This is a genomic window from Terasakiispira papahanaumokuakeensis (assembly GCF_001709345.1).
Lineage (GTDB): Bacteria > Pseudomonadota > Gammaproteobacteria > Pseudomonadales > Halomonadaceae > Terasakiispira > Terasakiispira papahanaumokuakeensis.
On the sequence record NZ_MDTQ01000001.1, the window covers coordinates 473,388 to 500,034 of the forward strand.

At 51.1% G+C, this 26,647-nt stretch carries 21 protein-coding genes and 3 tRNA genes; 12 read left to right on the top strand and 12 right to left on the bottom strand.

Translation table 11 applies throughout. The features are described from left to right. Positions 1-39 precede the first annotated feature (39 nt). From BFW38_RS02115 to BFW38_RS02135, 5 genes are all read left to right on the top strand, one after another. Positions 40-717: an NUDIX domain-containing protein gene (locus BFW38_RS02115; RefSeq protein WP_084004396.1), complete on the top strand. Its 678-nt coding sequence runs from the start codon at positions 40-42 to the stop codon at positions 715-717. A gap of 94 nt (positions 718-811) precedes the next feature. Continuing rightward, a complete protein-coding gene (locus BFW38_RS02120; RefSeq protein WP_068996905.1) occupies positions 812-1,294 on the top strand; it encodes a DUF1249 domain-containing protein in 483 nt (160 codons plus the stop codon). Between the two features lie 206 nt (positions 1,295-1,500). Further along, positions 1,501-1,935, top strand: a complete 435-nt coding sequence (locus BFW38_RS02125) for an ATP-dependent zinc protease family protein (RefSeq protein WP_068996906.1) — start codon at positions 1,501-1,503, stop codon at positions 1,933-1,935. 186 nt (positions 1,936-2,121) lie between these two features. Continuing rightward, complete coding sequence (rimK, locus tag BFW38_RS02130; RefSeq protein WP_068996907.1) at positions 2,122-3,027, top strand: 30S ribosomal protein S6--L-glutamate ligase; 906 nt, start codon at positions 2,122-2,124, stop codon at positions 3,025-3,027. A gap of 113 nt (positions 3,028-3,140) precedes the next feature. Continuing rightward, entirely contained in the window at positions 3,141-4,154 is a 1,014-nt protein-coding gene (locus BFW38_RS02135; protein WP_068996908.1) for a hypothetical protein, read from the top strand. A 289-nt stretch (positions 4,155-4,443) separates the two neighbouring features. Here the strand turns inward: BFW38_RS02135 and BFW38_RS02140 are convergent. From BFW38_RS02140 to BFW38_RS02180, 9 genes are all read right to left on the bottom strand, one after another. Then, positions 4,444-4,520: transfer RNA gene (locus BFW38_RS02140), tRNA-Arg, on the bottom strand. Positions 4,521-4,610: 90 nt separating this feature from the next. Beyond that, positions 4,611-4,687 (bottom strand) — tRNA-Arg (locus tag BFW38_RS02145). Positions 4,688-4,738: 51 nt separating this feature from the next. Beyond that, positions 4,739-4,830, bottom strand: a tRNA-Ser gene (locus tag BFW38_RS02150). 177 nt (positions 4,831-5,007) lie between these two features. Beyond that, positions 5,008-5,187 (bottom strand): carbon storage regulator CsrA, encoded by a 180-nt coding sequence (gene csrA / locus BFW38_RS02155; RefSeq protein WP_068996909.1) that lies wholly within the window; start codon positions 5,185-5,187, stop codon positions 5,008-5,010. A gap of 387 nt (positions 5,188-5,574) precedes the next feature. Beyond that, positions 5,575-6,825 (bottom strand): aspartate kinase, encoded by a 1,251-nt coding sequence (locus BFW38_RS02160; protein WP_068996910.1) that lies wholly within the window; start codon positions 6,823-6,825, stop codon positions 5,575-5,577. A gap of 70 nt (positions 6,826-6,895) precedes the next feature. Beyond that, positions 6,896-9,532 (bottom strand): alanine--tRNA ligase, encoded by a 2,637-nt coding sequence (alaS, locus tag BFW38_RS02165; RefSeq protein WP_068996911.1) that lies wholly within the window; start codon positions 9,530-9,532, stop codon positions 6,896-6,898. A 165-nt stretch (positions 9,533-9,697) separates the two neighbouring features. After that, positions 9,698-10,234 carry a regulatory protein RecX gene (locus BFW38_RS02170; protein WP_175400917.1) on the bottom strand — a complete coding sequence of 179 codons (537 nt, stop codon included), beginning with the start codon at positions 10,232-10,234 and terminating at the stop codon, positions 9,698-9,700. A 2-nt stretch (positions 10,235-10,236) separates the two neighbouring features. Next, positions 10,237-11,316, bottom strand: a complete 1,080-nt coding sequence (gene recA, locus BFW38_RS02175; RefSeq protein ID WP_068996912.1) for a recombinase RecA — start codon at positions 11,314-11,316, stop codon at positions 10,237-10,239. A 187-nt stretch (positions 11,317-11,503) separates the two neighbouring features. After that, a complete protein-coding gene (locus BFW38_RS02180; protein WP_068996913.1) occupies positions 11,504-12,046 on the bottom strand; it encodes a CinA family protein in 543 nt (180 codons plus the stop codon). 299 nt (positions 12,047-12,345) lie between these two features. On the opposite strand from BFW38_RS02180, the gene BFW38_RS02185 reads away from it, so the two are divergent. From BFW38_RS02185 to BFW38_RS02205, 5 genes are all read left to right on the top strand, one after another. Next, on the top strand, positions 12,346-14,394 hold the full coding sequence (locus BFW38_RS02185) for a TonB-dependent copper receptor (RefSeq protein WP_068996914.1): 2,049 nt from the start codon (positions 12,346-12,348) through the stop codon (positions 14,392-14,394). Positions 14,395-14,652: 258 nt separating this feature from the next. Next, the gene (mutS, locus tag BFW38_RS02190) at positions 14,653-17,295 is read left to right on the top strand and encodes a DNA mismatch repair protein MutS (RefSeq protein WP_068996915.1); all 2,643 of its coding nucleotides are present in this window, start codon (positions 14,653-14,655) and stop codon (positions 17,293-17,295) included. A 312-nt stretch (positions 17,296-17,607) separates the two neighbouring features. Further along, positions 17,608-17,931, top strand: a complete 324-nt coding sequence (gene fdxA, locus BFW38_RS02195; protein WP_068996916.1) for a ferredoxin FdxA — start codon at positions 17,608-17,610, stop codon at positions 17,929-17,931. A gap of 244 nt (positions 17,932-18,175) precedes the next feature. Beyond that, positions 18,176-19,030, top strand: a complete 855-nt coding sequence (locus tag BFW38_RS02200) for an HNH endonuclease (protein ID WP_068996917.1) — start codon at positions 18,176-18,178, stop codon at positions 19,028-19,030. A gap of 97 nt (positions 19,031-19,127) precedes the next feature. Continuing rightward, positions 19,128-20,678, top strand: a complete 1,551-nt coding sequence (locus BFW38_RS02205) for a cryptochrome/photolyase family protein (RefSeq protein WP_068996918.1) — start codon at positions 19,128-19,130, stop codon at positions 20,676-20,678. Here the strand turns inward: BFW38_RS02205 and BFW38_RS02210 are convergent. The 3 genes from BFW38_RS02210 to BFW38_RS02220 form a co-directional block, all read right to left on the bottom strand. Then, positions 20,675-22,054: a GGDEF domain-containing protein gene (locus BFW38_RS02210; protein WP_084004399.1), complete on the bottom strand. Its 1,380-nt coding sequence runs from the start codon at positions 22,052-22,054 to the stop codon at positions 20,675-20,677. The two genes, BFW38_RS02205 and BFW38_RS02210, sit on opposite strands and share 4 nt — an antisense overlap. A 176-nt stretch (positions 22,055-22,230) precedes the next feature. Further along, entirely contained in the window at positions 22,231-23,664 is a 1,434-nt protein-coding gene (locus BFW38_RS02215) for a GGDEF domain-containing protein (RefSeq protein WP_068996919.1), read from the bottom strand. Positions 23,665-23,739: 75 nt separating this feature from the next. Beyond that, positions 23,740-24,837: a potassium channel family protein gene (locus BFW38_RS02220; RefSeq protein ID WP_068996920.1), complete on the bottom strand. Its 1,098-nt coding sequence runs from the start codon at positions 24,835-24,837 to the stop codon at positions 23,740-23,742. A gap of 183 nt (positions 24,838-25,020) precedes the next feature. Here BFW38_RS02220 and BFW38_RS02225 point away from each other — a divergent pair, with 183 nt between their 5' ends. After that, positions 25,021-25,362, top strand: a complete 342-nt coding sequence (locus BFW38_RS02225) for a histidine triad nucleotide-binding protein (protein ID WP_068996921.1) — start codon at positions 25,021-25,023, stop codon at positions 25,360-25,362. Between the two features lie 266 nt (positions 25,363-25,628). Continuing rightward, positions 25,629-26,603, top strand: coding sequence for a bifunctional enoyl-CoA hydratase/phosphate acetyltransferase (locus BFW38_RS02230; protein ID WP_068996922.1), 975 nt, complete (start codon positions 25,629-25,631; stop codon positions 26,601-26,603). Positions 26,604-26,647 lie beyond the last annotated feature (44 nt).

Genomic DNA, 26,647 nt, shown 5'->3' on the forward strand with positions numbered 1-26,647 from the left:
ATTTGTTAGCCTATTCTTTTTACTCTGGAGATCCGTCACATGACACCCTCTGATGCCCTTGCAAAACCCCACCAAGATGATTGGACACTGACTTCACAGCAGTGTGTCTATCAAGGTTTTTTTTCATTGGATAAACTGATTCTGAACCACCGACGCTTTGATGGCAGTTGGCAAACGGGGGTTACCCGTGAGTGTATGCGTCGAGGAATGGCGGTCGGTGTTTTAGCTTATGATCCTTGGCAAGATTCCGTGGTCTTGGTTGAGCAATTTCGTGTTGGCGCGCTTAATCATCGTCAAGGCCCCTGGTTGACGGAGTTAATTGCTGGGCTGGTTGAGTCTGGTGAAACGGTGACTGACGTCGCTATCCGAGAAGCTCAAGAAGAAGCCGGCTTGTCATTATTGGATTTAAGCCCCATCTATACTTACTTCAGCAGTCCCGGTGGCAGTGATGAAACGGTGAGCCTCTGGTGTGCCATTGTCGATAGCCGAGGTGTAGGTGGTTTGCATGGTTTGGCTGAAGAGCATGAAGATATTCAAGTTAAGGTGATGTCTCGTACTGACGCTCTCGCGTTGATGGGGCAGGGGGTTGTCGATAATGCGATGGCATTGATTGGGCTTCAATGGCTGGCGTTAAACGCTCAGAAACTCCAAACCCGTTGGGCCACGCAACCTGTTGGGCAATTGTCACCTTTGAGTGATGGCGATATTTCTGATTGATGATCTGGAGTAACTTTTATGCTGTGTGATCGTAATGTGTATGATCATACCTATACCTATCGGTGTGACGCTTGGGCGTTGAATAGGGTTTGGCATGTCCGTTCAGCATAATCGGCCGAATCGCCGAGCCAAACCTTATGTCGCTGATTTAAATCGGCTACAGGCTGAATGTGCCGCAAATTACCACCTACTTTGTCGCTTGATGCCTGAGGATGGAGAGCAAGCCAGCTGGCACTTACATGGCCATGGTCGTGACATGGGGGATGTCAGTCTGAAGCGACTCGAGCGTAGTCGCTATACAGATGTCGTGGAAGTCGTACAAGGGCCCCACTGGCATGATTGGCTAGCACCGACGCGAATGAAAGTGCGTGTTTATCATGATGCCCAAATGGCAGAGGTGGTGGCCTATCAAAGTCGTTATGCTCAGCACGGGCGCTATGAGTACCCTAATGACGCCATGTTTCAGCCTGATGAGAAAGTTCAGCTCAATGGCTTTTTGGGAGAGTGGCTCAAACATTGTATGGCTTATGGCCATAGTCAAGACAATCCGGTCGCAGGTCTGCTTTCCCGTTCATGATGTCATCTTCTACTTTCCTATTAAATTATTCATTGATGGGTCAGGCTGTGTAAGATTATCCACAATCGATGGGTGTATCTTTGTGGATAGTTTGAGGGTAACAGGTATGAGCCTTGCCTGACTCTTCTCATTCTTTTGTTGATTAAGTCTTAACCATCTCGTTTAATCATCGCCCCAATCTGCGCTGGTGCTGCGCCGGAGGCTTTATGTCACATCATCCCCATATGATTATTGGTTGGAAAGAGGTCGTGAGTCTGCCGGATCTCAAACTAGAGCTGTGCGCCAAAATTGATACCGGGGCGAGAACGTCTGCCCTTCATGCGACACAAATTGAGTTCTTTGAACGTGAGGGGCGCCCTTGGGTGCGCTTTCTTACTGCGCATGAACAATTGGTGAATACGACAGCGATCAGTTGTGAAGCACCGTTATATGGCCATCGAGAAGTTAAAAGTTCTAATGGTGAGCAGCAGATTCGACCTGTGATTAAGACTCATCTTGAAATGGGTGAATTTCGCGAGTCGATACATTTGACCTTGGTTGATCGGAGCTCCATGAAATATCCCATGCTGTTGGGGCGGCGAGCGATGGAGCGTCATATCTGGGTGGCACCAGGGGCGGCTTATTTATTAGGCCAGCCTTGATCGGATTGGCACAGATTTTAATGCCTTGTCATGATGGGGTTGTTCCCGATAGTTATATTGATCGTCGGTGATTCATTATCTCAATGGTTCACTGGCGGTACTTCAAATGCTGAGCTTATTAGTCCCATTCGGGCGAGCTGCGCTTGAAGTATTGATTGCTGAGAGGTTGCTCTCTGCGGAGGATTCATGCGTATTGCGGTTTTATCGCGGAATAGCCAGTTATATTCCACACGGCGTTTGGTTGAAGCGGCTCAAGAACGAGGCCATGAGGTCAAAGTGATTGATACGTTGCGTTGTTATATGAACATTGCAATGCATCGGCCTCGGATTCATTACAAAGGGCAAGTGCTGGATGATTTTGATGCTGTGATTCCCCGTATTGGTGCTTCACTGACGTTTTATGGCTGCTCTGTCGTGCGTCAGTTTGAAATGATGAATTGTTACAGTCTGAATGAATCTGTGGCTATTGCCCGCAGCCGGGATAAGTTACGCTCACTACAGCTGTTATCGCGTAAAGGGGTAGGCTTGCCCGTGACCGGCTTTGCACATTCCCCTGACGACATCCCTGACCTGATTAAAATGGTCGGTGGCGCGCCTTTAGTGATTAAGTTGCTGGAGGGGACTCAGGGGATTGGTGTGGTCTTGGCTGAGACTGAGAAAGCGGCTGAAAGTGTGATTCAGGCGTTTATGGGGTTAAAAGCCAATATTATGGTGCAAGAGTATATCCGTGAGGCTTGCGGTGCTGATATTCGTTGTTTTGTCATCGGTGATCGTGTGGTCGCTGCGATGAAGCGTCAAGCGATGCCGGGAGAGTTTCGCTCGAATCTGCACCGTGGTGGTTCATCTTCTCTCATTAAAATCACCCCTGAAGAACGCTCTACTGCGATCAGGGCGGCCAAGGCCATGGGGTTAAGAGTCTGTGGTGTTGATTTGCTGCGCTCTAACCATGGCCCGGTGGTGATGGAGGTGAACTCCTCGCCGGGGTTGGAGGGCATCGAAACCGCGACTGGGCAAGATATCGCCGCTAAAATTGTGGCTTATATTGAAAAAAATGCGGGTCCTAATCAGACCAAGACCCAGGGCAAAGGGTAGTGGTCAGGTTGAGGGTTCGATACTTTCGATCAATATTATTTTTCAATCAATATTTTTTCGAGCACGTCTGATCAAATTCGTACTTTTGACCTGAACAGGATAGGGGCAACGTCATGCTGGATGCAGCGCTGGATTGGCAATCACCATTATTACAGGAAGCTGCCATCAAACTGTATCAGCAACAGTCAATCCAGGCTGATGAAGTGTCAGCCCCGCTAATTTCTGCCTTACTGGATAGCCACTGGTTGATCGCTGATGAGCTGTCGCAGCATTATGTGCTGACGGATCGAGGGGCAACTGGAATAGAGCAACTGTTGGATCTTCGTGTACCTCATTGGCGTCGGTTAGCGGATCACCTGGATGAAGGGCTTGGCGAGCAGCGCCGACAGATGCTGACCAAATGGCACTTCCTAGAAGAGCGTTTGCGATCGGATGTGCCTCATGTGCTGAATCGAAACGTTGCTGAGGCGTCTTTGGGGTGTGAGGCTCAATACTTGAATGATCCGCTCTTCAATGAGCCTTTACCCGATATCAAGCTGACGGAAGATCGGACCTTACATTTGCGGGGGCACTTGGACTTGCAGCTGCGGCGTGAGAGCAGACCTGCGATTGCGTTATCGGCGATCTGGGCGCAGCTCCATGAAGCGGTATTGTCTGAGCGTGATCTGCTGGATGTGACTGAGCCTGAAGGCGACATGCCTTTTATGGTGATGACGGTGGAGGACCGAGGCGTCTTTATGGATTTGCCGGTGCCTGATCAGTTGCTGCTCGTCTGGGCTCCCGGCCCAGATACCACCTTGGTGTCACAGCTATTGCGCTGGATTCCCCAGTTTGTGCCCCATGTCCATTTTGGTCATTTGGATCATCGAGGCTTGTTATTGGCCGAGCAATTGGGTCGTGAGAGTCTGCGCCCGGTACGACGCTTTATTCCTGGTTTTTGGCAGGAGTACTGTGAGCTTTATGCCGAACCTGTCGTGTCAGAGCAAGCTCGAGGCGAGCCTTGGCAAGGACACATTAAATCTGTAGCGCTCCTGGATTTCCTGATGCGTGAAGGGCTATGGATGAAACAAAGCCCATTGGTGTTGGATGTGCGCCTGCACGACGAGATTCGTCGTTTGTTGGGCTGAATACCTTGATGATGTCTCAGAACGGTCGCTAAACACTGTTGGTTTAAGTGCCGCGGGTTTGCCCCAGCTGATAGAGAAAAAGAGCTTGGTAAAAGGCGTGTGGTAAGTGAATACGTCAAAAAGGCGAGGGAAGTGGCGTCAGGGAAAAGATGAGCTGTGAAGCGTTAGTCTAAATAAGTGGCCCTGAAGTCAGTATCTCAATAGAGTTTAATGAAGGACAGAGTTTAATGAAGTGACGTGTGTTTAAACGGAAAAAGCCCGCTGTTTGAACAGCGGGCTTTTTAAATCCTGGCGCGCTCGGGAGGATTCGAACCCCCGACCCCTTGGTTCGTAGCCAAGTGCTCTATCCAGCTGAGCTACGAGCGCATTCAAGGCTGATTATCTTGTCACTCGACAGCGGGAGTGTGTTATTTAATTAATGATAAGTCATTATCTTAATCAATAACCTCTTGAAGATGGCGCGCTCGGGAGGATTCGAACCCCCGACCCCTTGGTTCGTAGCCAAGTGCTCTATCCAGCTGAGCTACGAGCGCATCATTGATCTGCCAAAATCAATCTAACTTATGAAATAAGTTAAATGATCTTGGCGGAGAGGGAGGGATTCGAACCCTCGATACGGGATAAACCGTATACTCCCTTAGCAGGGGAGCGCCTTCAGCCTCTCGGCCACCTCTCCTCAAGAACGGGGCATATAGTACCATGAAATTTGTCGCTGTCTACCCCTGTTTTTAAAAAATTCAGTAAGTTGCAGTACATTCAAAAAGCTAGGTCTTTCATCAGCGGAACGAGATGAGTCTTTTCCACATAAAAAAACGCCGCCTAGATGGCGGCGTCGTGATACCGGGGCGAGTGATCACTCGTCTTCAGCTTTCTCGCGCTGAATCCGTTGATAAATCTCTTCACGGTGAACGGCAACTTCTTTTGGGGCATTCACACCGATACGGACCTGGTTGCCTTTGACACCCAGGACTGTAACTGTAACTTCATCCCCTACCATTAAAGTTTCACCGACACGGCGCGTCAGGATTAACATGGCGGAATCTCCTTATTAGAAACAGACTTCCAGAATCGTTCGTTCAAGCAAGTACGATGTCCTCGTAAGCCTCTGGTTTGACGTTAAGTCAATGCTGAGGTTCAGACATCTGATAAAAAAGTGCTTCAGTAGTTCGATGCATCCTCATCGCGACAACCTACTAAATCACTCAATTATTATCGGGTAGAAATGAAGAATTTAAAATATTTTTTTACGATTGATGACATTGTAAAAACACTATCGGAAGCACAACGGCTTCCGATAGATTGAATATGCATTAAATTCAACAGTCTCAGCACCCCATCGCGTCGTTAGTATAGACACAATGAGGTACTTTTTGAGTGCTATTTTTTAGCGCTCTTTTTGATCCTGTGCAGCTTTAGATGTTTAATCATCTTCGCTCGGTTTATCTAGGCCAAACGCGGTATGCAGCGCACGAACGGCTAGCTCTAAGTGTTTTTCGTCAATCACGACGGAAATCTTGATTTCTGAGGTCGAGACCATGCGGATGTTAATGTTTTCTTGAGCCAGCACTCGGAACATTTTAGAAGCAATACCGGCATGTGAACGCATGCCCACACCGACCAACGAGACTTTGACAATACTGTCATCTCCTCGCAATTCCCCCCCGCCTAAGTCTGGAATCACCGTTTCTTCCAGAATCTTACGCGTTTGTTTGTAATCACCTTTGGCGACAGTAAAAGTGAAGTCGGTATAGTCACCGGCAGGGGCGACGTTCTGCACGATCATATCGACTTCAATATTGGCATCGGCAATCGGACCGAGAATACGGCCCGCAACACCCGGGACGTCGGGGGTATTCAGCAGGGTCAGCTTGGCTTCATTGGCCGTAAAAGCGATACCGGAAATTAACGGCTCTTCCATGGAATCCTCGTCTTGGTCAGAGTCAGCAACAATCAGAGTGCCCGGGCCTCCATCTTCGAAGCTAGAGAGCACCCGGAGCGGGACATTGTATTTACCGGCAAACTCGACAGCGCGAATTTGCAGCACTTTGGAGCCCAGGCTTGCCAGCTCCAGCATTTCTTCGACGGTAATGCTGTCGAGGCGCTGAGCTTTTGAGCAGACCCGCGGGTCGGTGGTGTAAACACCATCCACATCGGTATAGATTTGGCATTCATCGGCTTTGAGGGCCGCTGCCAGGGCGACGCCTGTGGTGTCAGAGCCGCCACGGCCTAGTGTGGTGATGTTGCCTTCTTCATCGACTCCTTGGAAGCCTGCGACAACAACAACACGCCCGGCGTTCAGGTCTTCACGCATTTCGTCCGTTTCAATACGCTGAATGCGGGCTTTTGTATGGGCGCTATCGGTAAAAATACCGACCTGAGCGCCCGTGTAAGACGTTGCTGGAATGCCTAGTTTTTGCAGCGCCATGGCCAATAAGGCAATGGTGACTTGCTCACCGGTCGATACCAACATATCCAGCTCGCGGGGAGACGGTTCATCGTTGATTTCGCTGGCCAGCCCAATGAGACGATTAGTTTCGCCGCTCATGGCTGAGACCACGACCACGACATCATCGCCGTTTTCGCGAAACTTGCGTACGCGTTCTGCGACAGCCATGATGCGCTCAACAGAACCGACTGAAGTCCCTCCAAATTTTTGTACGTAGAGTGCCATAAGGTTCCCGTGTCGGTAAGTGGCTGATTAAAATGAAAAAACCGGGCCCTTCAGGAGGACCCGGCTTACCTCACTGACTCATCTGTTCGACGACCCAGCCCTGAACCGAAGTTAATGCATCCGGTAATGCTGAGGGGTCTGTGCCCCCAGCTTGGGCCATATCCGGGCGGCCGCCACCTCGCCCGCCTACTTGTTCGGCGACATGATTTACCAGCTTGCCAGCATGCACAAATTGCTGTGCCTGCCCCGTAACTCCGGCAATCAAATTCACTTTACCGTCATGGCTTGCCGCTAACAAAATGGCCGCATTCGGCAGCTTCTGTTTGAGCTGGTCCATGAGACCACGTAGACCTTTGCCATCGGCACCTTCTACGGTTTTCACCAGTAGCTGGATATCGTCTTGCAGTGCGATCGCCTCATCGGCTAATGCATTGCCGGCGTTGGCGGCTTGCTTGGCTTTTAGCTGCTCAAGTTCACGCTCTAGTTCACGATTTCGGCCTTGTAGGGCGTCTAATCGTTCACTTAGCTGCTCTGGTTTAGCCTTAAGGCTTGCGGCAGCTTGCTGCAAGCGCTTCTCTTGCTCCGTCAACCAACGTAGCGCGGCTTCTCCGGTGATTGCCTCAAGGCGACGAACCCCCGATGCGATACCTGACTCAGCAATAATATGCAGCAGACCAATGTCACCGGTTCGGTTGACATGGGTGCCCCCACACAGCTCAACCGAGAAGTGATCGGTGCCCATGCTTAGCACACGGACTTGGTCCCCATATTTCTCACCAAATAGTGCCATCGCGCCTTTTTGTTTCGCGGTTTCAATATCGGTGAGCTCGGTGGTGACGGGGGTGTTAGCACGAATTTGACTGTTGACCAGGGTTTCAATTTCACCCAGCTCTTCAGCGGTTAAGGCTTCGAAGTGACTAAAGTCAAAGCGTAATCGCTGACTATTGACCAGTGAACCTTTTTGCTGCACATGATCGCCCAACACTTGTCTTAGCGCGGCATGTAACAGGTGGGTGGCGGAGTGATTGAGTGCTGTGGCCAGGCGAATGCGATCATCAACGACGGCATCAACCATCTGGCCTAAGGTTAACGTGCCTTCGACCATTACACCGTGATGCAATGTAGCGGTGCCCACGGCGGTCGTGTCTTTCACTTCAAAGCGATGGCCATTCAGGCCAATAATACCGCTGTCACCGACCTGACCGCCTGACTCGGCATAAAAAGGCGTACGATCCAGTACGATGACACCTTCGTCGCCTTCGGCCAGTTGTTCAACACTATTGCCCTCTTGCAGCAATGCGACAATTTGGCCTTTGTCAGTGGTCTGGTCATAACCGGTAAAATCCGTGTCGACATCGACGCGAACCAGTTCATTGTAGTCAATGCCAAACTGGCTAGCGGCTCGGGCGCGTTCACGCTGGGCTTCCATCGCGGATTCAAAACCGTCAAGGTCCAGCGTTAAATCACGTTCGCGCGCGATATCACCGGTCAGGTCAACCGGAAAACCGTAGGTATCATAGAGCTTGAAGACCACTGCACCTGGAATCACTTGGCCTTTCAGCTCGGCCAGATCTTGTTCCAGAATTTGCAAGCCGTGTTCCAGTGTGCGAGCAAACTGTTCTTCTTCTTTGGCCAGTACTCGCTCGATCATTGCCTGTTGATCTTTGAGCTCGGGATAGGCTTCTCCCATTTCAGCGACCAGTGCCGCCACAATGTGATGGAAAAAGCTACCTCTTGCCCCCAATTTGTGGCCATGGCGACAAGCTCGGCGGATAATACGACGCAGCACATAACCGCGACCTTCATTCGAAGGCATCACGCCATCGGCAATCAGGAAGCTGCAAGAGCGAATATGATCGGCCACAACGCGCAGTGAAGGCTGGTCTTCGTTAGTGCAGCCAATCGCTTGTGCTGATGCGTTCAATAAGTCTCGGAAGAGGTCGATTTCGTAGTTGGCGTGCACGCCCTGCAAAATCGCGCTGATACGCTCCAGGCCCATCCCTGTATCTACCGAAGGTGCGGGCAGAGGTTGCATTTCACCGCTGCTTTGGCGATTGAACTGCATAAAGACGATGTTCCAAATTTCAATGAAACGGTCGCCATCTTCTTCCGGTGAGCCAGGCGGGCCGCCCCAGATGTGTTCGCCATGGTCGTAGAACACTTCGGTACAAGGTCCACAAGGGCCGGTATCGCCCATCGCCCAGAAGTTATCCGACGCGTAAGGGGCCCCTTTGTTATCACCAATACGGATAATCTTGTGGTCAGGAAGACCGACTTGCTTGTGCCAGATGTCATAAGCCTCATCATCATTTTCGTAAATGGTGACGAGTAACTTCTCGACGGGTAGGTTTAGCCATTCTGGCGAAGTGAGAAACTCCCAGGCAAAGGCGATTGCATCTTGTTTAAAATAATCACCAAAGCTGAAGTTCCCCATCATCTCAAAGAAGGTATGGTGACGGGCGGTGTAGCCGACGTTTTCCAGGTCGTTATGCTTGCCGCCAGCACGTACACACTTCTGTGCTGTGGTGGCACGCGTGTAAGGGCGTTTTTCGGCCCCCAGGAAGCAGTCTTTAAATTGGTTCATCCCTGCATTGGTAAACAGCAGGGTCGGGTCGTCGTGCGGTACCAGCGAGCTGGAACGGACGATCTGATGGTTCTTTGACTCGAAGAACTTCAGAAAGGCCTGGCGAATTTCAGCAGTCTTCATCGCTCACATCCGAAGAATCACGGGATTTCCCACTGCTTAGGCAAGCGGGTCAAAGGGGGTTATTATACGAGGTCGCTGAAAAAATGATAACTACAGCTGCCTATTGCGCTGACAGGTATCATAAAAGTGGACGTGCATTGAGGGAAGCTCTGTTCCGTCGGTCGTTCAGTAAGCCGCTTGAAGGGCTTGATAGGTCTGCTCGCTGCTGAAGCCTCGTTGTTGTAAAAAACGTATCATTTTAGACTTCTGATTGGGCGTTGTGGGCGAGGCCTCCGGCCCAAAACGCTTATACAGAGCGGTTGTCGCTTGATTGATCCAGTCGATACCTTCTTCTTCTGGTGTGATCTCAAGTGCCCACTCAATTAACTCATCACTGACCCCGCGTTGTTTTAACTCATACCGAACTTTGACTGGGCCTTGGCCTTTGAGTAAGCGTTGGCGGGTGAAAGAGGCGGCGAAACGTTGGTCTGAAAGCCAGTTTAAGTTTTCCAGTTCATCTAGCAAGGCATCAAGGACTTCGGGTGAAGGCGGAGTGAAATCTTGGCTTTGCTTTGGGGCAAGACGGAGCTTCTGTGCCAGTTCCTGGCGACTGTGCTCTCGTTGAGCCAGCAGTCGAACGGCGCGATCGTAATGCCAAGGGGCTTGATCAGCAGCCTCCCCAGAGGCTGCTGTAGGGGTCTCAATCAAGGTCTTGTCAAACACCTTTATTCGCCATCTTGTTCAGTAGATGCCTGTTTGCTAGAGGCGTCCGGTTGTGCTTCAGCCGCTTCTTGAGGATCAACAGGCGTAAGGTCTTTCAGCAGCTCAGCGCGAATTTGAGTTTCAATTTCTTCCATTACGGCTGGGTTATCTTCCAAGAATTGGGCGGCGTTGGCCTTGCCTTGTCCAATTTTGCTGCCTTTGTAGCTATACCAAGCGCCGGCCTTATCGACCAGCTTGCACTGAACGCCCAGGTCGATGACCTCTCCTGCATGATAAATGCCTTTGCCATACAGAATCTGGAATTCAGCCTGCCTGAAGGGCGGCGATACTTTGTTCTTGACTACTTTGACGCGGGTTTCATTGCCGGTCACTTCATCCCCTTGTTTGACTGCACCAATACGGCGGATATCCAGTCGAACAGAGGAGTAGAATTTCAAGGCATTCCCACCGGTTGTGGTTTCTGGACTGCCGAACATCACGCCAATTTTCATTCGGATCTGGTTAATAAAGACCACCAAACAGTTGGCATTTTTGATGTTGCCGGTAATTTTGCGTAGTGCCTGAGACATTAAGCGCGCTTGCAGGCCTACATGGGAATCCCCCATTTCACCTTCGATTTCCGCTTTGGGCGTCAACGCGGCGACTGAATCCACAATAATGACATCGACTGCACCAGAGCGGACCAGCATGTCGGTGATTTCCAGGGCTTGTTCACCGGTATCGGGCTGGGAGACCAAGAGATCATTGACCTCAACGCCTAATTTTTCAGCATAGGTGGGGTCCAGGGCATGCTCTGCATCGACAAAGGCACAGGTTTTACCCTGTTTTTGTGCCTGGGCAATGACCGACAACGTCAGCGTCGTTTTGCCGGATGACTCAGGGCCATAAATCTCAACAATACGACCATAGGGTAAACCACCAATACCCAAGGCAATATCCAGGCCTAAAGACCCTGTGGACACTGCAGGCATGGCCACGCGCGGCTGATCGCCCATGCGCATGATGGCCCCTTTGCCAAATTGACGTTCGATCTGGGAAAGCGCTGCACCCAGCGCACGCTGGCGGTTTTCATCGACAGCCATGGGCAGTCCTCACGTTTTAGAGTTGATCTCAAATTGATTGATCTTGAGCTTGGTTATTCAACCCAGAAGGCGTCAATCAATCAGGTCATGAATCAATGGTCACTATCAGTTTATGCTGAGAGTGAATGATAATTGGCTGTATAGATTACCAGTATTTTGGCGAACTTCAAACCTACTTAAACCGGCTTCAATGATTCTCTGTGGGTGATGGCCGCTGTGTGGCGTGTTGGATCCATTGAATGAGCCCTGTCAGGGCTGCTTCCAGCGCTTGTAAGCGCACTGCTTGGCGGTCACCGTCAAAATGATAACAATGGGTCGTTTGATTTTCAGTATTGCCCCAGGCCAACCACACGGTGCCGACGGGCTTTGTTTCAGTGCCGCCGCCCGGCCCTGCAATGCCGCTGATGGCCACTGCGAGATTAAGGCCACGATGTTGGCAGACACCGCTGACCATCGCACGTGCGACAGGTTCGCTGACGGCGCCGTGGGTATTTAATGTGGCCTCGGGGACCTCCAGCCATGACATCTTGGCCTCATTGGAGTAACTGACCACACCGCCATCTATCCAAGTTGAGCTACCGGCTCGATCAGTCAACGCCGCCGCCACCAAGCCGCCGGTACACGACTCTGCTGTACCAATTTGCCAGTCAGTACCTTCAGGGTCTACTTGGTTCAACGTCTCGAATAATTGGTCTAGCGCTGACTGAATACTGGCATGCTCAAAATACATACCCCCTCCTTATGTCGTGGGTGTCGCAAGCGCGTTTTTTGATTTTGCTTCATCTCGATCTATTGCGTTATGGCCGCTGACCTCGACTTAGAACAGGCCTCATGATGAGCGGCTGTTTCTGATCGAATGAGTGACGACGAATGAATGGCGATTAATGCCAGCTAGAGCTAAGTGAGACAATTTACCACAGTGACCCTCTTCAGATTGCTTGGTAGATTTTGCTTCGTATTGACAACTGGGAGATGTCGATGTTCTGACGTCTAAATGAGATGCAATGTTTGGCGCTTGGGAGGGCTTTCATGCAAGGGTTTAACCGATGTTACTTTACGCCATTATCTCGTTGTATCATCTTAATGACGGGGCTCACACCTGTCATTGCTTGGTCTCAAACCCCATCGCATGAGTCAGAAACAACTCGTTTACCCCCTGTGGTCGTGACATCGGTGATGCCAGCTGCAGGTCTGGTGATTGAGGCAGACCCCAAGCAAGCCCGTCAGCCTGTTCCGGCCAGTGATGCGGCTGATTATCTAAAAACTATTCCTGGCTTTTCAGCGATCCGCAATGGCGGCACTAATGGTGATCCAGTATTGCGAGGCATGTTTGGTTCTCGACTGAATCTATTGGTTGATGGTGGTGAAATGATCGGCGCCTGCCCCGCACGAATGGATGCCCCCAGCTCTTATATTTCCCCTGAAAACTATGATCGTTTGACGGTCATTAAAGGGCCGCAAAGTGTGCAATATGGTGCTGGAGGTTCGGCCGGTACCATCCTGTTTGAGCGAGACCCTCAATACTTTGAAAAGCCTACCTTAGAGGGCGATGCTCAATGGCAAGTGGGCTCCAATGGGCGTAATGGTCAACGTTTGGATGCAACGGCGGGTAACTCATTAGGCTACATCCGTTTAGCCGGTAACCATGACCGCGCTGATGACTATGAAGACGGCAGTGGTCATAAAGTCCCCTCTAAATGGAAAAAGTGGAACACGGATATGGTCGTGGGCTGGACGCCAGACCGAGACAATACGCTGGAACTCCGTGCGGGTACGGGTGATGGTGAAGCACGCTATGCTGGGCGCGGTATGGATGGCAGTCAGTTTGAGCGGGAGAGTTTTGGATTACGCTTTGAATCACGCAATTTTGACGGTGCTTTGGATAAGCTCGAAGCGCGTTACTACTACAATTATGCCGATCATGTGATGGATAACTACAACCTGAGAACCCCTTCAGGGATGGGCATGATGGGCAGTGCTATGGCCTCTAATGTCGATCGAAGAACTCAGGGCCTTAACTTTAAAAGTACTTGGTTGGGTGACGATTGGCAGATTGTTGCTGGATTAGATGCACAAACCAGTAAACATCGAAAACGGTCAGCCATGGGGCGAGGGGCTTACCGTCATCAACCTTGGCAGCAAGATGCAGAATTTAACCAGTACGGTGTATTTGGTGAATGGATGCAATCGATCACTGAACAAGGGCGTGTGATCAGCGGGATACGCTTGGACCATATTGAAGTAGATGATGATCGTTCGGCTGCCAGTAGCCCCACCGGCGGTGAGCAGCGTGACAAAACACTCCCCAGTGGTTTTATTCGTTATGAGGTCAATCCCTCTTCATATACGCAATATTATATTGGGGTCGGCCATGCTCAACGCTTCCCTGACTACTGGGAGCTGTTCTCCGCTGACCAAGGTCCGGCAGGTACGGCTAATGCGTTTGATGGACTGGAGCCCGAGAAAACAACGCAATTGGATGTGGGGGCGCAGTTTAAGCAAGGTGACACCGAAGCCTGGATCTCAGCTTATGTGGGCCAGATTGATGACTATATCCTCTTTACCTACCAAGGTGCTGGTGGCATGGCCAAGAGCACCGCTGACAACGTGGATGCCCAAATCGCTGGGGCAGAGCTGGGTGGGCGCTATACCTTGTTACCTGGGCTGACAGGTGAAGCTTCACTGGCCTATGCATGGGGGCGTAACCGCGATGATCATGATCCCCTGCCGCAAATGCCGCCATTAGAAGCACGTTTTTCCACCTACTATGAACAAGGCGACTGGCGTTTGGGGGCCCTGTGGCGGCTCGTGGCTGCGCAGCACCGGACTTCTGAAGGACAAGGGAATGTTGTCGGGCGTGATCTGGGTGACAGCGCTGGATTTGGTATCTTCTCGATGAATGCGGCTTATCGTCTGCTCCCCGAACTGACCTTGACGGCCGGTGTCGACAACTTGTTTGACCGCACCTACAGCGAACACCTTAACTTGGCCGGTAATGCAGGCTTTGGCTTTCCTGGCGATACCCGATTTAACGAACCGGGTCGTTTGATGTGGGGCAAGGTCGACTGGCGTTTCTAATTTAGAGCGCTAGAGGCAATCTGCTGAAATCGCCCAATTTCGTTCTTTCGTTTCAACCAACCCTATGCTCAAGGGTTCCCTTTGCGGGCTTATATCGCCCGCTTTTTTTTGTGGCTTTTTCAGGGCTGCTTGATGGCGCGTGAGCGCTGGGGCTCTCCCTCTTGCCTACGGACGTGTTACGCTAGGCGGCTATTTTATGCCCATTTTTAAGTCCTCGTTTTTTGATCTGTTAGCCGCAATAGGATGTATCTTCCTGCCATGAGTAAAGCCAGCGCTGATTTAACCGCCCATACCCCAATGATGCAGCAGTATCTCAAGATCAAACGGGAGCACCCTGAGATTTTGCTGTTTTATCGCATGGGGGATTTTTATGAGTTGTTTTATGACGATGCCAAGCGTGCGGCGCGGTTGTTGGATATTACGCTGACGGCGCGAGGTCAGTCGGCCGGGGCGCCGATTCCAATGGCGGGGATTCCTTATCATTCGGCAGAAGGCTATTTGGCACGCTTGGTCAAGGCCGGTGAGTCGGTCGCGATCTGTGAGCAGGTGGGCGATCCGGCGACCAGTAAGGGGCCGGTGGAGCGCCAAGTGGTGCGGATTGTCACCCCAGGAACGCTGACGGATGAGGCTTTGTTGGATGAGCGTCGCGATACCTTGTTGGTCGCGTTAACGTCGCGTCAGGCTGAGTCGGTCGTGTATGGCATTGCGGTACTGGATGTCTCCTCTGGGCGTTTTAATGTATTGGAAGTCGAAGGTGAAGATGCCTTGATGACCGAGTTGGCCCGCTTGTCTCCAGCGGAGTTATTGTTGGATGAGGCGCAAGGGTGGTCCAGCACTTTGACTGAGCGACCCGGTGCACGGCTGACGGCACCTTGGCATTTTGATGCTGATACCAGCATGCGTTTGTTATGCCAGCAATTTCAGGTACAGGATCTGAGAGGGTTTGGTTGTGATCATTTGACCTTGGCCCTCTGTGCTGCTGGGGCATTGCTGCAATATGCGCGTGATACTCAACGCAGTGAGTTGCCTCATATTCGGGGTTTGCAAGCGGAAGAAGGTGAAGCGACGATTTTGATTGATGCGGCCAGTCGCCGTAATTTGGAGATCGATCAAAACCTAGGGGGCGGGCAGGACAATACGCTGTTTTCTGTGATGGATGCGACGTCGACGCCAATGGGCTCGCGCTTGTTACGTCGTTGGCTACATCGCCCTCTGCGAGATCAAGCGCGTTTGCAAGCGCGCCAAAGCGCGGTACGGGCCATTTGCGATGCACACGCGGATGACGCCTTGGCTGAACCTCTTAAGGCCATAGGGGATATTGAACGAATTTTAGCCCGTGTGGCGTTGCGTTCTGCCCGACCTCGGGATCTGGCCCGACTGCGGGATGCGCTGGCCCAGGTGCCGCAGTTGAAGTCGCAATTAAAGACGTTGGAAGCGCCTTATTTACAGACGTTGGATGACACCATTCAACCTTTTCCTGAATTGGCTGATGAGCTGGCGCGAGCGGTCATTGAGTCACCACCTGCGGTGATTCGTGATGGTGGTGTGATTGCTGATGGTTATGATCCTGAATTAGATGAATTGCGTTCTCTGCGCGATAACGCGGGGGATTTTCTGCTGCAACTGGAGCAGCGCGAACGTGAGCGTACTGGGCTGAGTTCACTGAAAGTCGGATATAACCGAGTACATGGCTATTACATCGAAATTGGCCGGGCACAATCAGACCAGGCGCCTATTGAGTATCAACGCCGACAAACACTGAAAAATGCAGAGCGTTTTATTACCCCCGAACTGAAACAGTTTGAAGATAAGGCGTTGTCGAGCCAGAGCCGTGCCCTGACACGTGAAAAAGCGCTTTATGAAGGGCTGTTGGATCGACTGAATGACGATCTGGGCGACTTGCAGCATACGGCGATGGCGTTAGCGGAGTTGGATGTGCTCAATGGGTTTGCTGAGCGCGCGCAAACGTTGGACCTTTGCTTACCGGTGCTCGACAGTCGTCCAGGCATTGATATTCAAGCGGGTCGCCACCCCGTGGTTGAACAGGTGGTGCGTGATCCTTTTGTGCCCAATGATCTGCATTTTGATGAGTCGACTCGGATGTTAGTGATTACTGGGCCGAACATGGGCGGTAAGTCGACTTATATGCGACAAGTGGCCTTGATTGTCTTGCTGGCTCATGTCGGCTGTGCCGTGCCTGCTGATGCGGCGCGTATAGGCCCGGTTGATCGGATATTTACCCGGATTGGGGCCAGTGATGATCTGGCGTCGGGGCGCTCCACTTTTATGGTGGAAATGACGGAAACCGCGAATATTCTGCGTAATGCTACAGCCCAGAGCTTGGTGCTGATGGATGAGGTAGGCCGCGGCACCAGTACGTTTGATGGTCTTTCGTTAGCCTGGGCGGCGGCCGAAGAGCTGGCCGATATCGGGGCCTGGACATTGTTCGCTACGCACTATTTTGAGCTCACCAGTCTGCCAGACAGCCATCGTGAAGTGGCGAATGTGCATTTATCGGCGACGGAGTATGGGGATGAGCTGGTCTTTATGCATAAGGTGAATGCTGGGCCGGCCAGTCAAAGTTATGGCCTGCAAGTGGCGCGTTTGGCCGGAGTTCCAGGCAAAGTGGTGGATCGTGCCCGAGCACGTTTAGTGCAATTGGAAGATCAAGAGGTGGCTCAGCAGCAGTCCGCTCGAAGTGAGGTGTCTGCGACTGTTGTCGCCGCGGTTGATCAGGCTGAAGCGTCGGTGCCCTCAGCTGAGGACGTCGGGCCTTTGCAAGGCGATATGTTCGCCAGCTTGCCACATCCGGCTATTGAGGCGTTGCGCCAGGTGAATCCGGATGACATTACACCGCGGCAGGCGATGGAAGCACTCTACCAACTGCGGGATCTACTTTAGTGTTTTGGGGCGACCCTTCAGTATTTAGGGCAAATTTTAAGTATCTGGAGGGCTTTAGGCTTTTCGTTGTAGTGATGAAAATACACCATCGCTGAGCGAGCGCAAAATTATCTCGATGAAAGACGATATAATTAATTTATAGCCATATGATTCGAGTCAGTGCTTGAGTCGGATCATAGGCATCGCTAGAATCAGATCGACTTTTGATGATGTTTTCTTATAACTATTTGGTCTGTCGTCAAGATTATCTTGAAACTGCCAAAACCGCTGATGCGCCCGGCACCTGCCGGACACGTTTTTGAGGAGAAGCCGATGGCATTTGTGGTCACTGATAACTGTGTTCGATGCAAGTACACCGATTGCGTCGAGGTCTGCCCGGTCGATTGTTTTTATGAAGGGCCTAACTTTTTGGTCATCGAACCGGACGAGTGTATTGATTGTGCTCTGTGTGAGCCCGAGTGTCCTGCTCAGGCTATTTATTCGGAAGATGAAGTGCCGGATAACATGACGCAATATATCGAGCTCAATGCCGAACTCTCGCAGGTTTGGCCCAATATCACCGAGAAGAAAGATCCAATGCCGGATGCGGCACAATGGGATGGCGTGGCGGATAAACTCCAGTATCTTGAGAAATGAGTGTTCCGGTCGCTGATATGTTGTGACAAATCGCGAGCGCATCAGGGGTTACCCTTTGTCTCGGACCATCCGCTTGGGTGGTGATGGAAACGCCCGTTTTAGGCTCATCTGATGTTCGTTTGATCTGAACTGACATCTGACCTGACTTGAGCCTGAAACTGGCGTTTTTCTTATGGGCCTGTCATCTTTATGTCATTCGGTGCTTGCATGCTCAAGTTCAGCATGTGCTGCGAGGAGGTGCCGTATGGCCAGTTCCGGACTTGATTTGTCCTGCCTGAGCAATACCCAGCTTCACCAGTGGTTGAATGACTATCGATGGCAGCATCATCGCCGTCATGTGCCTCGAGCGCTGAGACGTTTGACGGCTACCTTAGAAAACCTGCTGAATATTCCTGCTGTTTCTTCTCCCTGTAAGCCCCCAGATCGTCGTGCTTGGCTATTAGCCTTACAAGGACGACATGCCCAGATGCGCCGTATTTTGGATGTTATTCGTGATCATTGGCAGCTGCCCAGTATTCGTAAGATGCCCAAGCGGTTATTAGATGGCCTGATCCTCTGTCTGGATCAGCTTATGACGGATACTTTGCTGATGTTGCAAGCCAGTCAAAATGAAGCGCGTCGTGACCCTGATCAGCTCCCCTCTCAAGAGCGACCTAAAGGTGCCCCCCAACAGCCGGATCTCAGTGCTGCTTTTCGTCAAGGGCGTCAAAGCGGGGCCTGGGCACGCCTGCGATATTTGGCGTATTTACTTTATGGTCAGCGTTGTCACTGTTGCGGTGCTCATGCCCATGAAGAGCGGTTAACGGTTGATCATATCTTACCGCGTTGTCATTACCCGGAACGTGCACTGGATATTACTAACCTACAGTTGCTGTGCCGCCGCTGTAATGTGGCGAAAGGCGATTGGGATACGACCGACTGGCGCCCAGATGAAGATCGTCTGGCGGCTTATTTACTCTCGCAAACCTTGGCGAAAACGTCATTGGGGCACTTGGGGCATCAGGTGCAAGAAGTGCGTCAACGTGCTCATCATCAAGCACAAAGTCGCCAGACTACGGCGCCGGATATGGCCATTGAGCCTTGGTCTTCAGAAATTTAGTGGTGTGGGTGTCCGTAGACGACATTGAAAGCACACTCGCGCTATGATTTTGCATCACGGTTGCGAATCATCGCTCTGCATCAGGATAAGGTGAATCATGGCGCGTTTGTTATTGATATTAGGCGATCAGTTAACTGAATCATTGGCCAGCCTGAAAGCCGCAGACCCCAGTCAGGATCATGTGCTAATGGCTGAGGTGAATCAAGAAGCCCGCTATGTGCGTCATCATCCGCAAAAGATTGCCTTGATTTTCAGTGCAATGCGTCACTTTGCGCAGCATCTACAAGCACGGGGGTGGACGGTTCATTATGTGAAGTATCGTCCACCCGCTGAGGGCGCCGCGCAGACGCTATTGGACGTGGTGAAAGCACAGTTACATCGTATGGATTATGACGCGCTTTGGGTGACCCACTGTGGTGAATATCGTCTGCATAGTGAAATCCTTCACCATTGGGCGAATCAGTTGGGTGTGCCTGTTGAGTGCTTTGAAGATGATCGCTTTGTGGCCACGCTGATGCAGTTTCGTGACTGGGCTCAAGAACGAAAAACGCTGCGCATGGAGTATTTTTATCGACTGATGCGTCGTCAGACGGGGTTGCTGATGACCGAAGATGGACAACCCGAAGGTGGGCAGTGGAACTGGGATGCCGACAATCGGCGAGCCTGGAAAGGAAAAACTTGCTCACAATATCCATTGCCCGAGCCGCTGGTCTTTCAGCGCGATGAGATTGATCAGGCTGTGCTCGATTTGGTCGCGGCGCAGTTCGATCACCCCGGACAGTTGCAGCCGTTTCAGTGGGCCACGACGCGGACTGATGCACTCAAAGCGCTTGACCATTTCATGACTTATCGATTGCCTCACTTTGGTGATTTTCAAGATGCCATGGCATCGGGTGAGCCGCAGTTATTCCACAGCTTGTTATCGCCTTATTTGAATTGTGGCCTGTTATCGCCGATGGAGGTCTGTGAAGCCGCCGAAATCGCCTATCGTGAGGGGCGGGTGCCTTTGAATGCCGCTGAAGGATTTATTCGCCAGATTATTGGCTGGCGGGAATATGTGCGTGGCCTCTATTGGTTGATGGCACCTGACTATAGCGAACTCAATCATTTTAATGCACAGCGTTCGCTGCCCGAATACTTCTGGCATGGACGCACGCACATGCGATGTCTCCAAGCCGCGCTCACGCAAACGTTGGATACGGCTTATGCGCATCATATTCAACGTTTGATGGTGATTGGCAACTTTGCCCTCTTGTCAGGTTTGTCGCCACAAGCGGTGTGTGGTTGGTACCTAGCGGTTTATATTGATGCCTACGAATGGGTTGAGCTACCGAATACGCTGGGCATGGCACTCCACGCTGATGGCGGTGTTCTGGGGAGCAAGCCTTATGCCGCATCAGGGCGTTATATTCAGAAAATGTCTGATTATTGTCGTGACTGCCATTACCAGGTCAATACAGCCACAGAGGCGGATAGTTGCCCATTCAATAGTCTCTATTGGCACTTTTTAGCGCGTCATCGTGATCAGTTGATCGATAATCCGCGTATGACCATGATGTATCGTCAATTCGACAAGATGGCGCCTTGTAAGCAGCAAGCCTTACTTGATCGCGGGCAGGCCTGCTTAGATCAATTGGCGACGCTTTAATGGCACACCACCTGGTTACGGCCTTGGGATTTAGCCTCATATAAGGCTTCATCGGCGCGTTTGAAAAGGGTGTCAGGGGAGTCGCCTGGCTGGTAATCACTGACTCCAATACTGACGGTATAGGACGGGATGCCCTCTTGCTGTTGGATGGCTAACTGTTGGCGCAGATGGTCGGCTTTTGATTGTGCCTGATCTAAGGTGAGCTGGCGCATGACCATGGCAAATTCTTCTCCGCCCAGGCGGAAAATGGTGTGTGGTTGATCCAATTGCTGGCGCAGTTGCTGCACCAACTGTTGTAGCACTTGGTCGCCTAAGTCGTGACCATAGGTGTCATTGATTTGTTTGAAGTGGTCGACATCCAATAATGCGAGGCAAAAAGGTGTCCCCCTTTGTGCCAAATTTATGGCCACTCGCATGTGTTCATCCCATTTATGCCGATTATAGGCCCCCGTGAGTTTATCGGTTGTGGCCAGCTCAATCAGTCGTGCTTCAACTTCTTCACGGTTATGGATCGCGTCAGACAACTGTGCTACCAGTTGATTGAGATCTTGTTCTAAATCGGCCAGTTCATCATGGTGATGTTGTGTGTTTGTTGAGGCCTGTAGGGGAGCGTGTTGGCGAATGGCTGATTGGATGTGCGAGATCTGTGATTGAATGTGACCTAAGCGTTGACGGAGTGTCTGCACGATGTAAATCGTCAGATATAGCCCAATGGTGAGTGCTGCGATGCCTAATATGGCATTCACTTGCATGAAACCCTGTTCATGTTGCTGTGCGTAGTGAGCAATCTCTTGTGTCATGGTTTCCAGCGTCAGCAACAGGGATTCAGTACTTTGATCCAGTTGTTGGTCAATGGTTTTGATCTGCTGCCACTGGGCTGCGGTATCGAACTGAGGTGTCGCGGCCTTTTGCAGTAATGTGTGGGCTTGCTGCTGGAACTGGCGTCTTAGACTGTGGAGCTGTTGTATCTGATGAACGACTTGCCTGTGTTGCTTGGCTTCAAGATAAACGCGGTCGTGTTGTAAGCCTGCTTGCAAGGATTGCATGATGGATTCAAGCGATAGCGTCATGTGCTCATCATGACGATTGATTTGCTCCAGCAATTGAGCACGGGTTGTCGGATCGGTATGTGCAATGCCATAAGTGGGATGGAGCTGTTCGATCAGGACGTCTTGTTTGAGCTGGAGTGTTTCGATATTCGCTAGTGTCGTCGTCAATGGGATATCGACTTCGGCCACTTCGCGCATTTCCTGATTGATACTTTCTAGTTTGTAGACCGAGTAGATAATGACGATCAATAGAAAAGATAAAAGCACGACTGACAGGCTGCTGATGCGGCGAGTCAGTGATTGGTTCAGCCAATTCAAAATCATCATGAGTTGTTTAACTGCTTAATTATCGAGTGGTTTGATGTTTGAGCCAATAAATCTGGATACGGGGCTCTTCATCAATTTTGGGTATGTGTCCCGAGATGTGATAGACCCTTTAGGCAAGGTGATGCATATGAGGGTTGTTATCAAGAGAGCATTGGACCGCCAACGCTGACTGCTCGTCAATGCCAACTGACTTGGTTGCGCCCTGCTTTTTTGGCTTCATAAAGTGCTTGATCAGCCCGTTTTAAGAGTGATTGAGCGTTATCAGGCTTCTGGTAACTACTCCCCCCGATGCTGATAGTAATTGAAGGTAGAGGCGCCCATTGATGAGCCTCGATGAGGCTTCGCAAGGTTTCGGCTCGTTTTTGAGCCGCTGAGTCGTCGGTGTTCAGCATTAGGATGGCAAACTCTTCTCCGCCCAAGCGAAAAATTCGACACTGTTGTAATAAGTGCTCGCTCAGCGTTTGTGCCAATACGTATAGCACTTGATCGCCCACATCATGACCATGCTGATCATTGACTTGTTTGAAGTAGTCCACATCAACTAATAACACTGAAAAAGGCTCACCAGTGGTCGCACGGTCCAAAGCCTGGCTGATTTGTTCATCCCATTTATGGCGATTGAAAATGCCAGTGAGCTGATCGGTGGTCGCTAATGTGAGCAAATGCTGCTCGACCTGGTCTCGGTTTTGCAATGTTTCAGACCAATGGTTCAGCATTTGCCTTAAATCTTGCTCTAGACCAGACAGCTCATCTTGATGTCGGGGAGGAGCAAACCCATTTTGCTGAGCTTGAACGGGCGATGAAATGGTTGAGTTCGTTTTTGATGGCCCGTCAAGGTGAGGTTGAGTGGGCTTCGTTGCAGGATGATGCAGGCTATTTTGCAAATTTTTAATCTGCGTTTGAATATGGCCCAAGCGTGTCCGAAATGACTGAATAATGTACAGCGTGAGGTAAAGCCCAATTCCCAGTGCGCTGATCCCCAGTGTGGCATTGATCAGCATGAAGTTGCGTTCTTGATGCTCTGATGTTGTGGCTATGGTTTGGGTGAGCGTTTCTATCTGAGCCAGTAGTTGGCTCATTTGGCGATCTAACTCGGCCTCTTGTTGATGAAGCGGTGCCCAGAGTGTCTTAGGAAGGGCGGGTAATTGGTCGATGATCCGAATCGTTTGGTCACTGTAGCTTTGTTGCAAACGGCGTAGCTGGTGAATCTGCTGAACCAGGGATCGATGCGCCTTAATGTCTAAGCGGATGCGTCGACGATGTAGACCCGTTTGGATAATCGATTCCAGTTGAGCGAGGGCTTCGTGGGTATCCAAAGTATGGCGACCAATACGGCCGATTAAGCGGGCTTGTTGTTCATGGTCCAGCGTCGCTTGGGCATCCAATTCATGCAGGCGAGCCAGTAGAAGATCCTGCTGTAATTGATACTTATCGATTTGTGAAATGGTATCGGTAAGCGGAATATCGATATCCGCCACTTCTCGCATTTCTTGATTAATCGACTGTAGCTTATAGACGGAGTAAAGGATAACGATCAATAAAAAAGACAGCAGCACGAAGGATAATCCGCTGATTTTTCGAGTCATTGACGCATTGAGCCATTTTAACATGGGCGTTTGCTATTTAGTGTTTGAGTCCAGCTTAATTCTCGAGCCCAACGATCCTTCTGAGGCGCAAGCGGCTGTTTATTCATGTAGCTGATGCGGGAGCGGTTGTTGCGTTAAACGATCCAGTTGCGCTTCCGAAATCAGCACGAGCACCGCTTCCAGATAAAGCTCTTCGTGCATGGCGGGGTTGTGTTTCATTTGGCCGTCTGCCAGTCGTCCTGCCACGGGCAGGCCCAGATCTTGCTCGCTAAACCATTTGACCAGTAACCCCCAGCGCCCGGCGTAAGGGCCTGTCACCATGACCAGTTCATCTTCATCGGTTGACAGCAAGTTTTCGATGAAAGAGGCGCTGCCCTCAGCCGTAATCGAGCGCACCAGCATTTCAGGATAGGCACGAATCGGGCGTATCACCGTTGAAGCGCCTGCAGCGTTGAAGCGTTCGCGGTCTTCGTCGGTGACGCACTCAGCGATGAGATAAGCCTGAGTATTCAACTCTCTTAAACGGCACAGGGCGCTGAACGTCACCGCATCCGCATGCTGATCGCGTTCATCTTCGGCCAGAATGACCAGTGTACTGGCGCTGTCCGCATTGGCGCGTAAGAGCACATCACGGGCATCAACTCTGCCATGATGATGGACCAGCCCCAATGCGAGCAGCGACTCGGGCAGGCCGTTAGGAAACGCTTCGGTGATGATGGCCACATCCAACTTACGGCCTCCCGGTGCATGGCGCAAGTGATGCATTAAGCGTTTGAGGTAACGTTCGGCATCAAAGGCCGGTGCATTGACAATTAAGACATGGTGTTTCATGTGCCAGTTCCAAAGCCCTTGTCTCTGTCGGTTGCGTCGCCATTGGTAATGTTCCACCACCAATGAAATGGCAACAGTCATGGCATAAATGCCGCCCAGCATGAAGATGATCGTCGCAATGCGTCCACCAGGGGTTTCTGCAGAAAAATCGCCGTAACCGACCGTCGTCACTGTGACCAATGTGAGCCAGAGTGCATCTTCTGGATTGAGCCCCTCAAAATACATCATGGCCCAGGTGTGCGCGATAATCAGCAGTAGGGTGATCAGTACAATGCGCCCAGTTTTGCCTGATTGATGCGATGCTCCCAAACGACAGCGCCAAGGCGTTGCTTTGTGAACATGTTGCCAGAGCCAACGGGTGAGCACTGATTCAGTCTCCTAGCATGTTATATCGAGGGCTTATATGGTTGATAGGGGGGCAATCATCACCAGTCGATGATCAAGCGCCAGTCGCCGTTGGCATTGAGCCAGTAGCAGTTGGTATTGGTTCCCCTCAGGAAAGGGACAATCTATCATGAGTCGGCGAAAATTAAGATCAGGAGATCCCGCATGGATTGTATTTTTTGCAAAATTATTAATGGTGAGCTGCCAAGTAAGGTCGTCTATGAGGATGATCATGTACTGGCTTTTCATGATTTAAGCCCTCAGGCGCCTACGCATGTGCTGATTATTCCGAAAAAGCACATTTCAACTTTGAACGATCTTCAGGACGAGGATGCCGCTTTAGTTGGGCGCCTGCAACTGACCGCGGCCCGTTTAGCGAAGGAGTTTGGCTTTGCTGAAGACGGCTATCGAGTGGTCATGAACTGCAATGAAGCAGGAGGGCAGACGGTTTGGCATATTCATATGCACCTACTCGGAGGCCGTGCCCTGACCTGGCCGCCAGGTTGAAATTTGTCACGGTAACGTATCACATGCTCGCTTCCAGAAACGCTCTAGAAGCGAGCCGACTGGCAAAACCATCAGAAAGCATCTGTACTGTGAATGAAGTTTATGCTGTGATGCACAAAATAGGCTGATTAGCTGCCAAGGCGCTGATATGAAGCAAGATGACATCGGGCGACCTGTGGTGTGATTGGCTTGATGTGATTCGATTTCCCCCTTGATCGGTCACTATGAAGTGTTCGCTATTTCATTCTCAGGAAAGGAGTCAACTGATGGACGATGCAGTCAAGCAGGTTTTAGCCCCCCACGCCCCCTCGCGAGATGATTTAACACACCGTCAATTGCAAAGCTTTCTTGACGAAGCACGACGCTTCGATAATCCGCCTCCGACTGCGGTGGTGCATCCTGTGGATTTTAATAGCCTGGATGGTGCCTTGGAGGCGGGAGAAGAAGGCCTGATTGAGCCGCTGCTGATTGGCCCTCGTAATAAAATTGAGGCGGTTGCGGAAGAAGGCGGACTGTCTCTGAAAGGGGTTACCATTATTGATGTTGAACATAGTCATGCCGCTGCGGAAGAAGCGGTTCGACTGGCGCGATGTGGCGAAGTGCATGCCTTGATGAAGGGGAGCCTCGGGACCTCTGAACTGTTAGGTGCGGTGGTTGATCGTCAGAAAGGGTTGCGTACAGAGCGTCGTCTTTCTCATGTCTTTGTGCTGGATGTGCCTAGTTATCATAAGCCGCTGTTGGTTTCGGATGCCGCGATCAATATTGCTCCAGATTTGATGGCGAAAAAAGACATTCTGCAGAATGTGATTGATTGTGCTCAAGCGCTGGGTGTGTCCCAACCTAAGGCTGCACTCTTATCTGCGGTAGAAAAAGTGAAGGCGAACATGCAGTCTACTTTGGATGCTGCCGCTTTGTGCAAAATGGTTGACCGTCACCAGATTACGGGTGCCATTGTGGATGGCCCCTTAGCGTTCGATAATGCCATTTCTCTGGAGGCGGCCAAGGCCAAAGGGATTGACTCTCCGATTCCTGGCGATGCCGATATTTTGCTGGTACCGGATCTAGAGTCCGGCAATATCCTCGCCAAGCAGCTGCAGTATCTGGCCGGTGCCAGTGCTGCTGGCATCGTAATGGGCGCACGAGTGCCGTTGGTTTTGACCAGCCGCGCGGCTAAACCATTAGAGCGTTTATCTTCTTGTGCCGTTGCGGTTTTGGTGGCCCATCAAATGGGACGCCTATAACAGGTAAGGACCAAGGGCTATAGGCCTGGCCCATTGAGCTCATC

What these genes read in the sequence shown, in the direction of transcription:
- BFW38_RS02115 (WP_084004396.1), top strand. Translation starts at nt 40, where the DNA reads ATGACACCCTCTGATGCCCTTGCAAAACCCCACCAAGATGATTGGACA.
- BFW38_RS02120 (WP_068996905.1), top strand. Translation starts at nt 812, where the DNA reads ATGTCCGTTCAGCATAATCGGCCGAATCGCCGAGCCAAACCTTATGTC.
- BFW38_RS02125 (WP_068996906.1), top strand. Translation starts at nt 1,501, where the DNA reads ATGTCACATCATCCCCATATGATTATTGGTTGGAAAGAGGTCGTGAGT.
- rimK (WP_068996907.1), top strand. Translation starts at nt 2,122, where the DNA reads ATGCGTATTGCGGTTTTATCGCGGAATAGCCAGTTATATTCCACACGG.
- BFW38_RS02135 (WP_068996908.1), top strand. Translation starts at nt 3,141, where the DNA reads ATGCTGGATGCAGCGCTGGATTGGCAATCACCATTATTACAGGAAGCT.
- csrA (WP_068996909.1), bottom strand. Translation starts at nt 5,187, where the DNA reads ATGTTAATCCTGACGCGCCGTGTCGGTGAAACTTTAATGGTAGGGGAT.
- BFW38_RS02160 (WP_068996910.1), bottom strand. Translation starts at nt 6,825, where the DNA reads ATGGCACTCTACGTACAAAAATTTGGAGGGACTTCAGTCGGTTCTGTT.
- alaS (WP_068996911.1), bottom strand. Translation starts at nt 9,532, where the DNA reads ATGAAGACTGCTGAAATTCGCCAGGCCTTTCTGAAGTTCTTCGAGTCA.
- recA (WP_068996912.1), bottom strand. Translation starts at nt 11,316, where the DNA reads ATGGCTGTCGATGAAAACCGCCAGCGTGCGCTGGGTGCAGCGCTTTCC.
- BFW38_RS02180 (WP_068996913.1), bottom strand. Translation starts at nt 12,046, where the DNA reads ATGTATTTTGAGCATGCCAGTATTCAGTCAGCGCTAGACCAATTATTC.
- BFW38_RS02185 (WP_068996914.1), top strand. Translation starts at nt 12,346, where the DNA reads ATGCAAGGGTTTAACCGATGTTACTTTACGCCATTATCTCGTTGTATC.
- mutS (WP_068996915.1), top strand. Translation starts at nt 14,653, where the DNA reads ATGAGTAAAGCCAGCGCTGATTTAACCGCCCATACCCCAATGATGCAG.
- fdxA (WP_068996916.1), top strand. Translation starts at nt 17,608, where the DNA reads ATGGCATTTGTGGTCACTGATAACTGTGTTCGATGCAAGTACACCGAT.
- BFW38_RS02200 (WP_068996917.1), top strand. Translation starts at nt 18,176, where the DNA reads ATGGCCAGTTCCGGACTTGATTTGTCCTGCCTGAGCAATACCCAGCTT.
- BFW38_RS02205 (WP_068996918.1), top strand. Translation starts at nt 19,128, where the DNA reads ATGGCGCGTTTGTTATTGATATTAGGCGATCAGTTAACTGAATCATTG.
- BFW38_RS02210 (WP_084004399.1), bottom strand. Translation starts at nt 22,054, where the DNA reads ATGATGATTTTGAATTGGCTGAACCAATCACTGACTCGCCGCATCAGC.
- BFW38_RS02215 (WP_068996919.1), bottom strand. Translation starts at nt 23,664, where the DNA reads ATGTTAAAATGGCTCAATGCGTCAATGACTCGAAAAATCAGCGGATTA.
- BFW38_RS02225 (WP_068996921.1), top strand. Translation starts at nt 25,021, where the DNA reads ATGGATTGTATTTTTTGCAAAATTATTAATGGTGAGCTGCCAAGTAAG.
- BFW38_RS02230 (WP_068996922.1), top strand. Translation starts at nt 25,629, where the DNA reads ATGGACGATGCAGTCAAGCAGGTTTTAGCCCCCCACGCCCCCTCGCGA.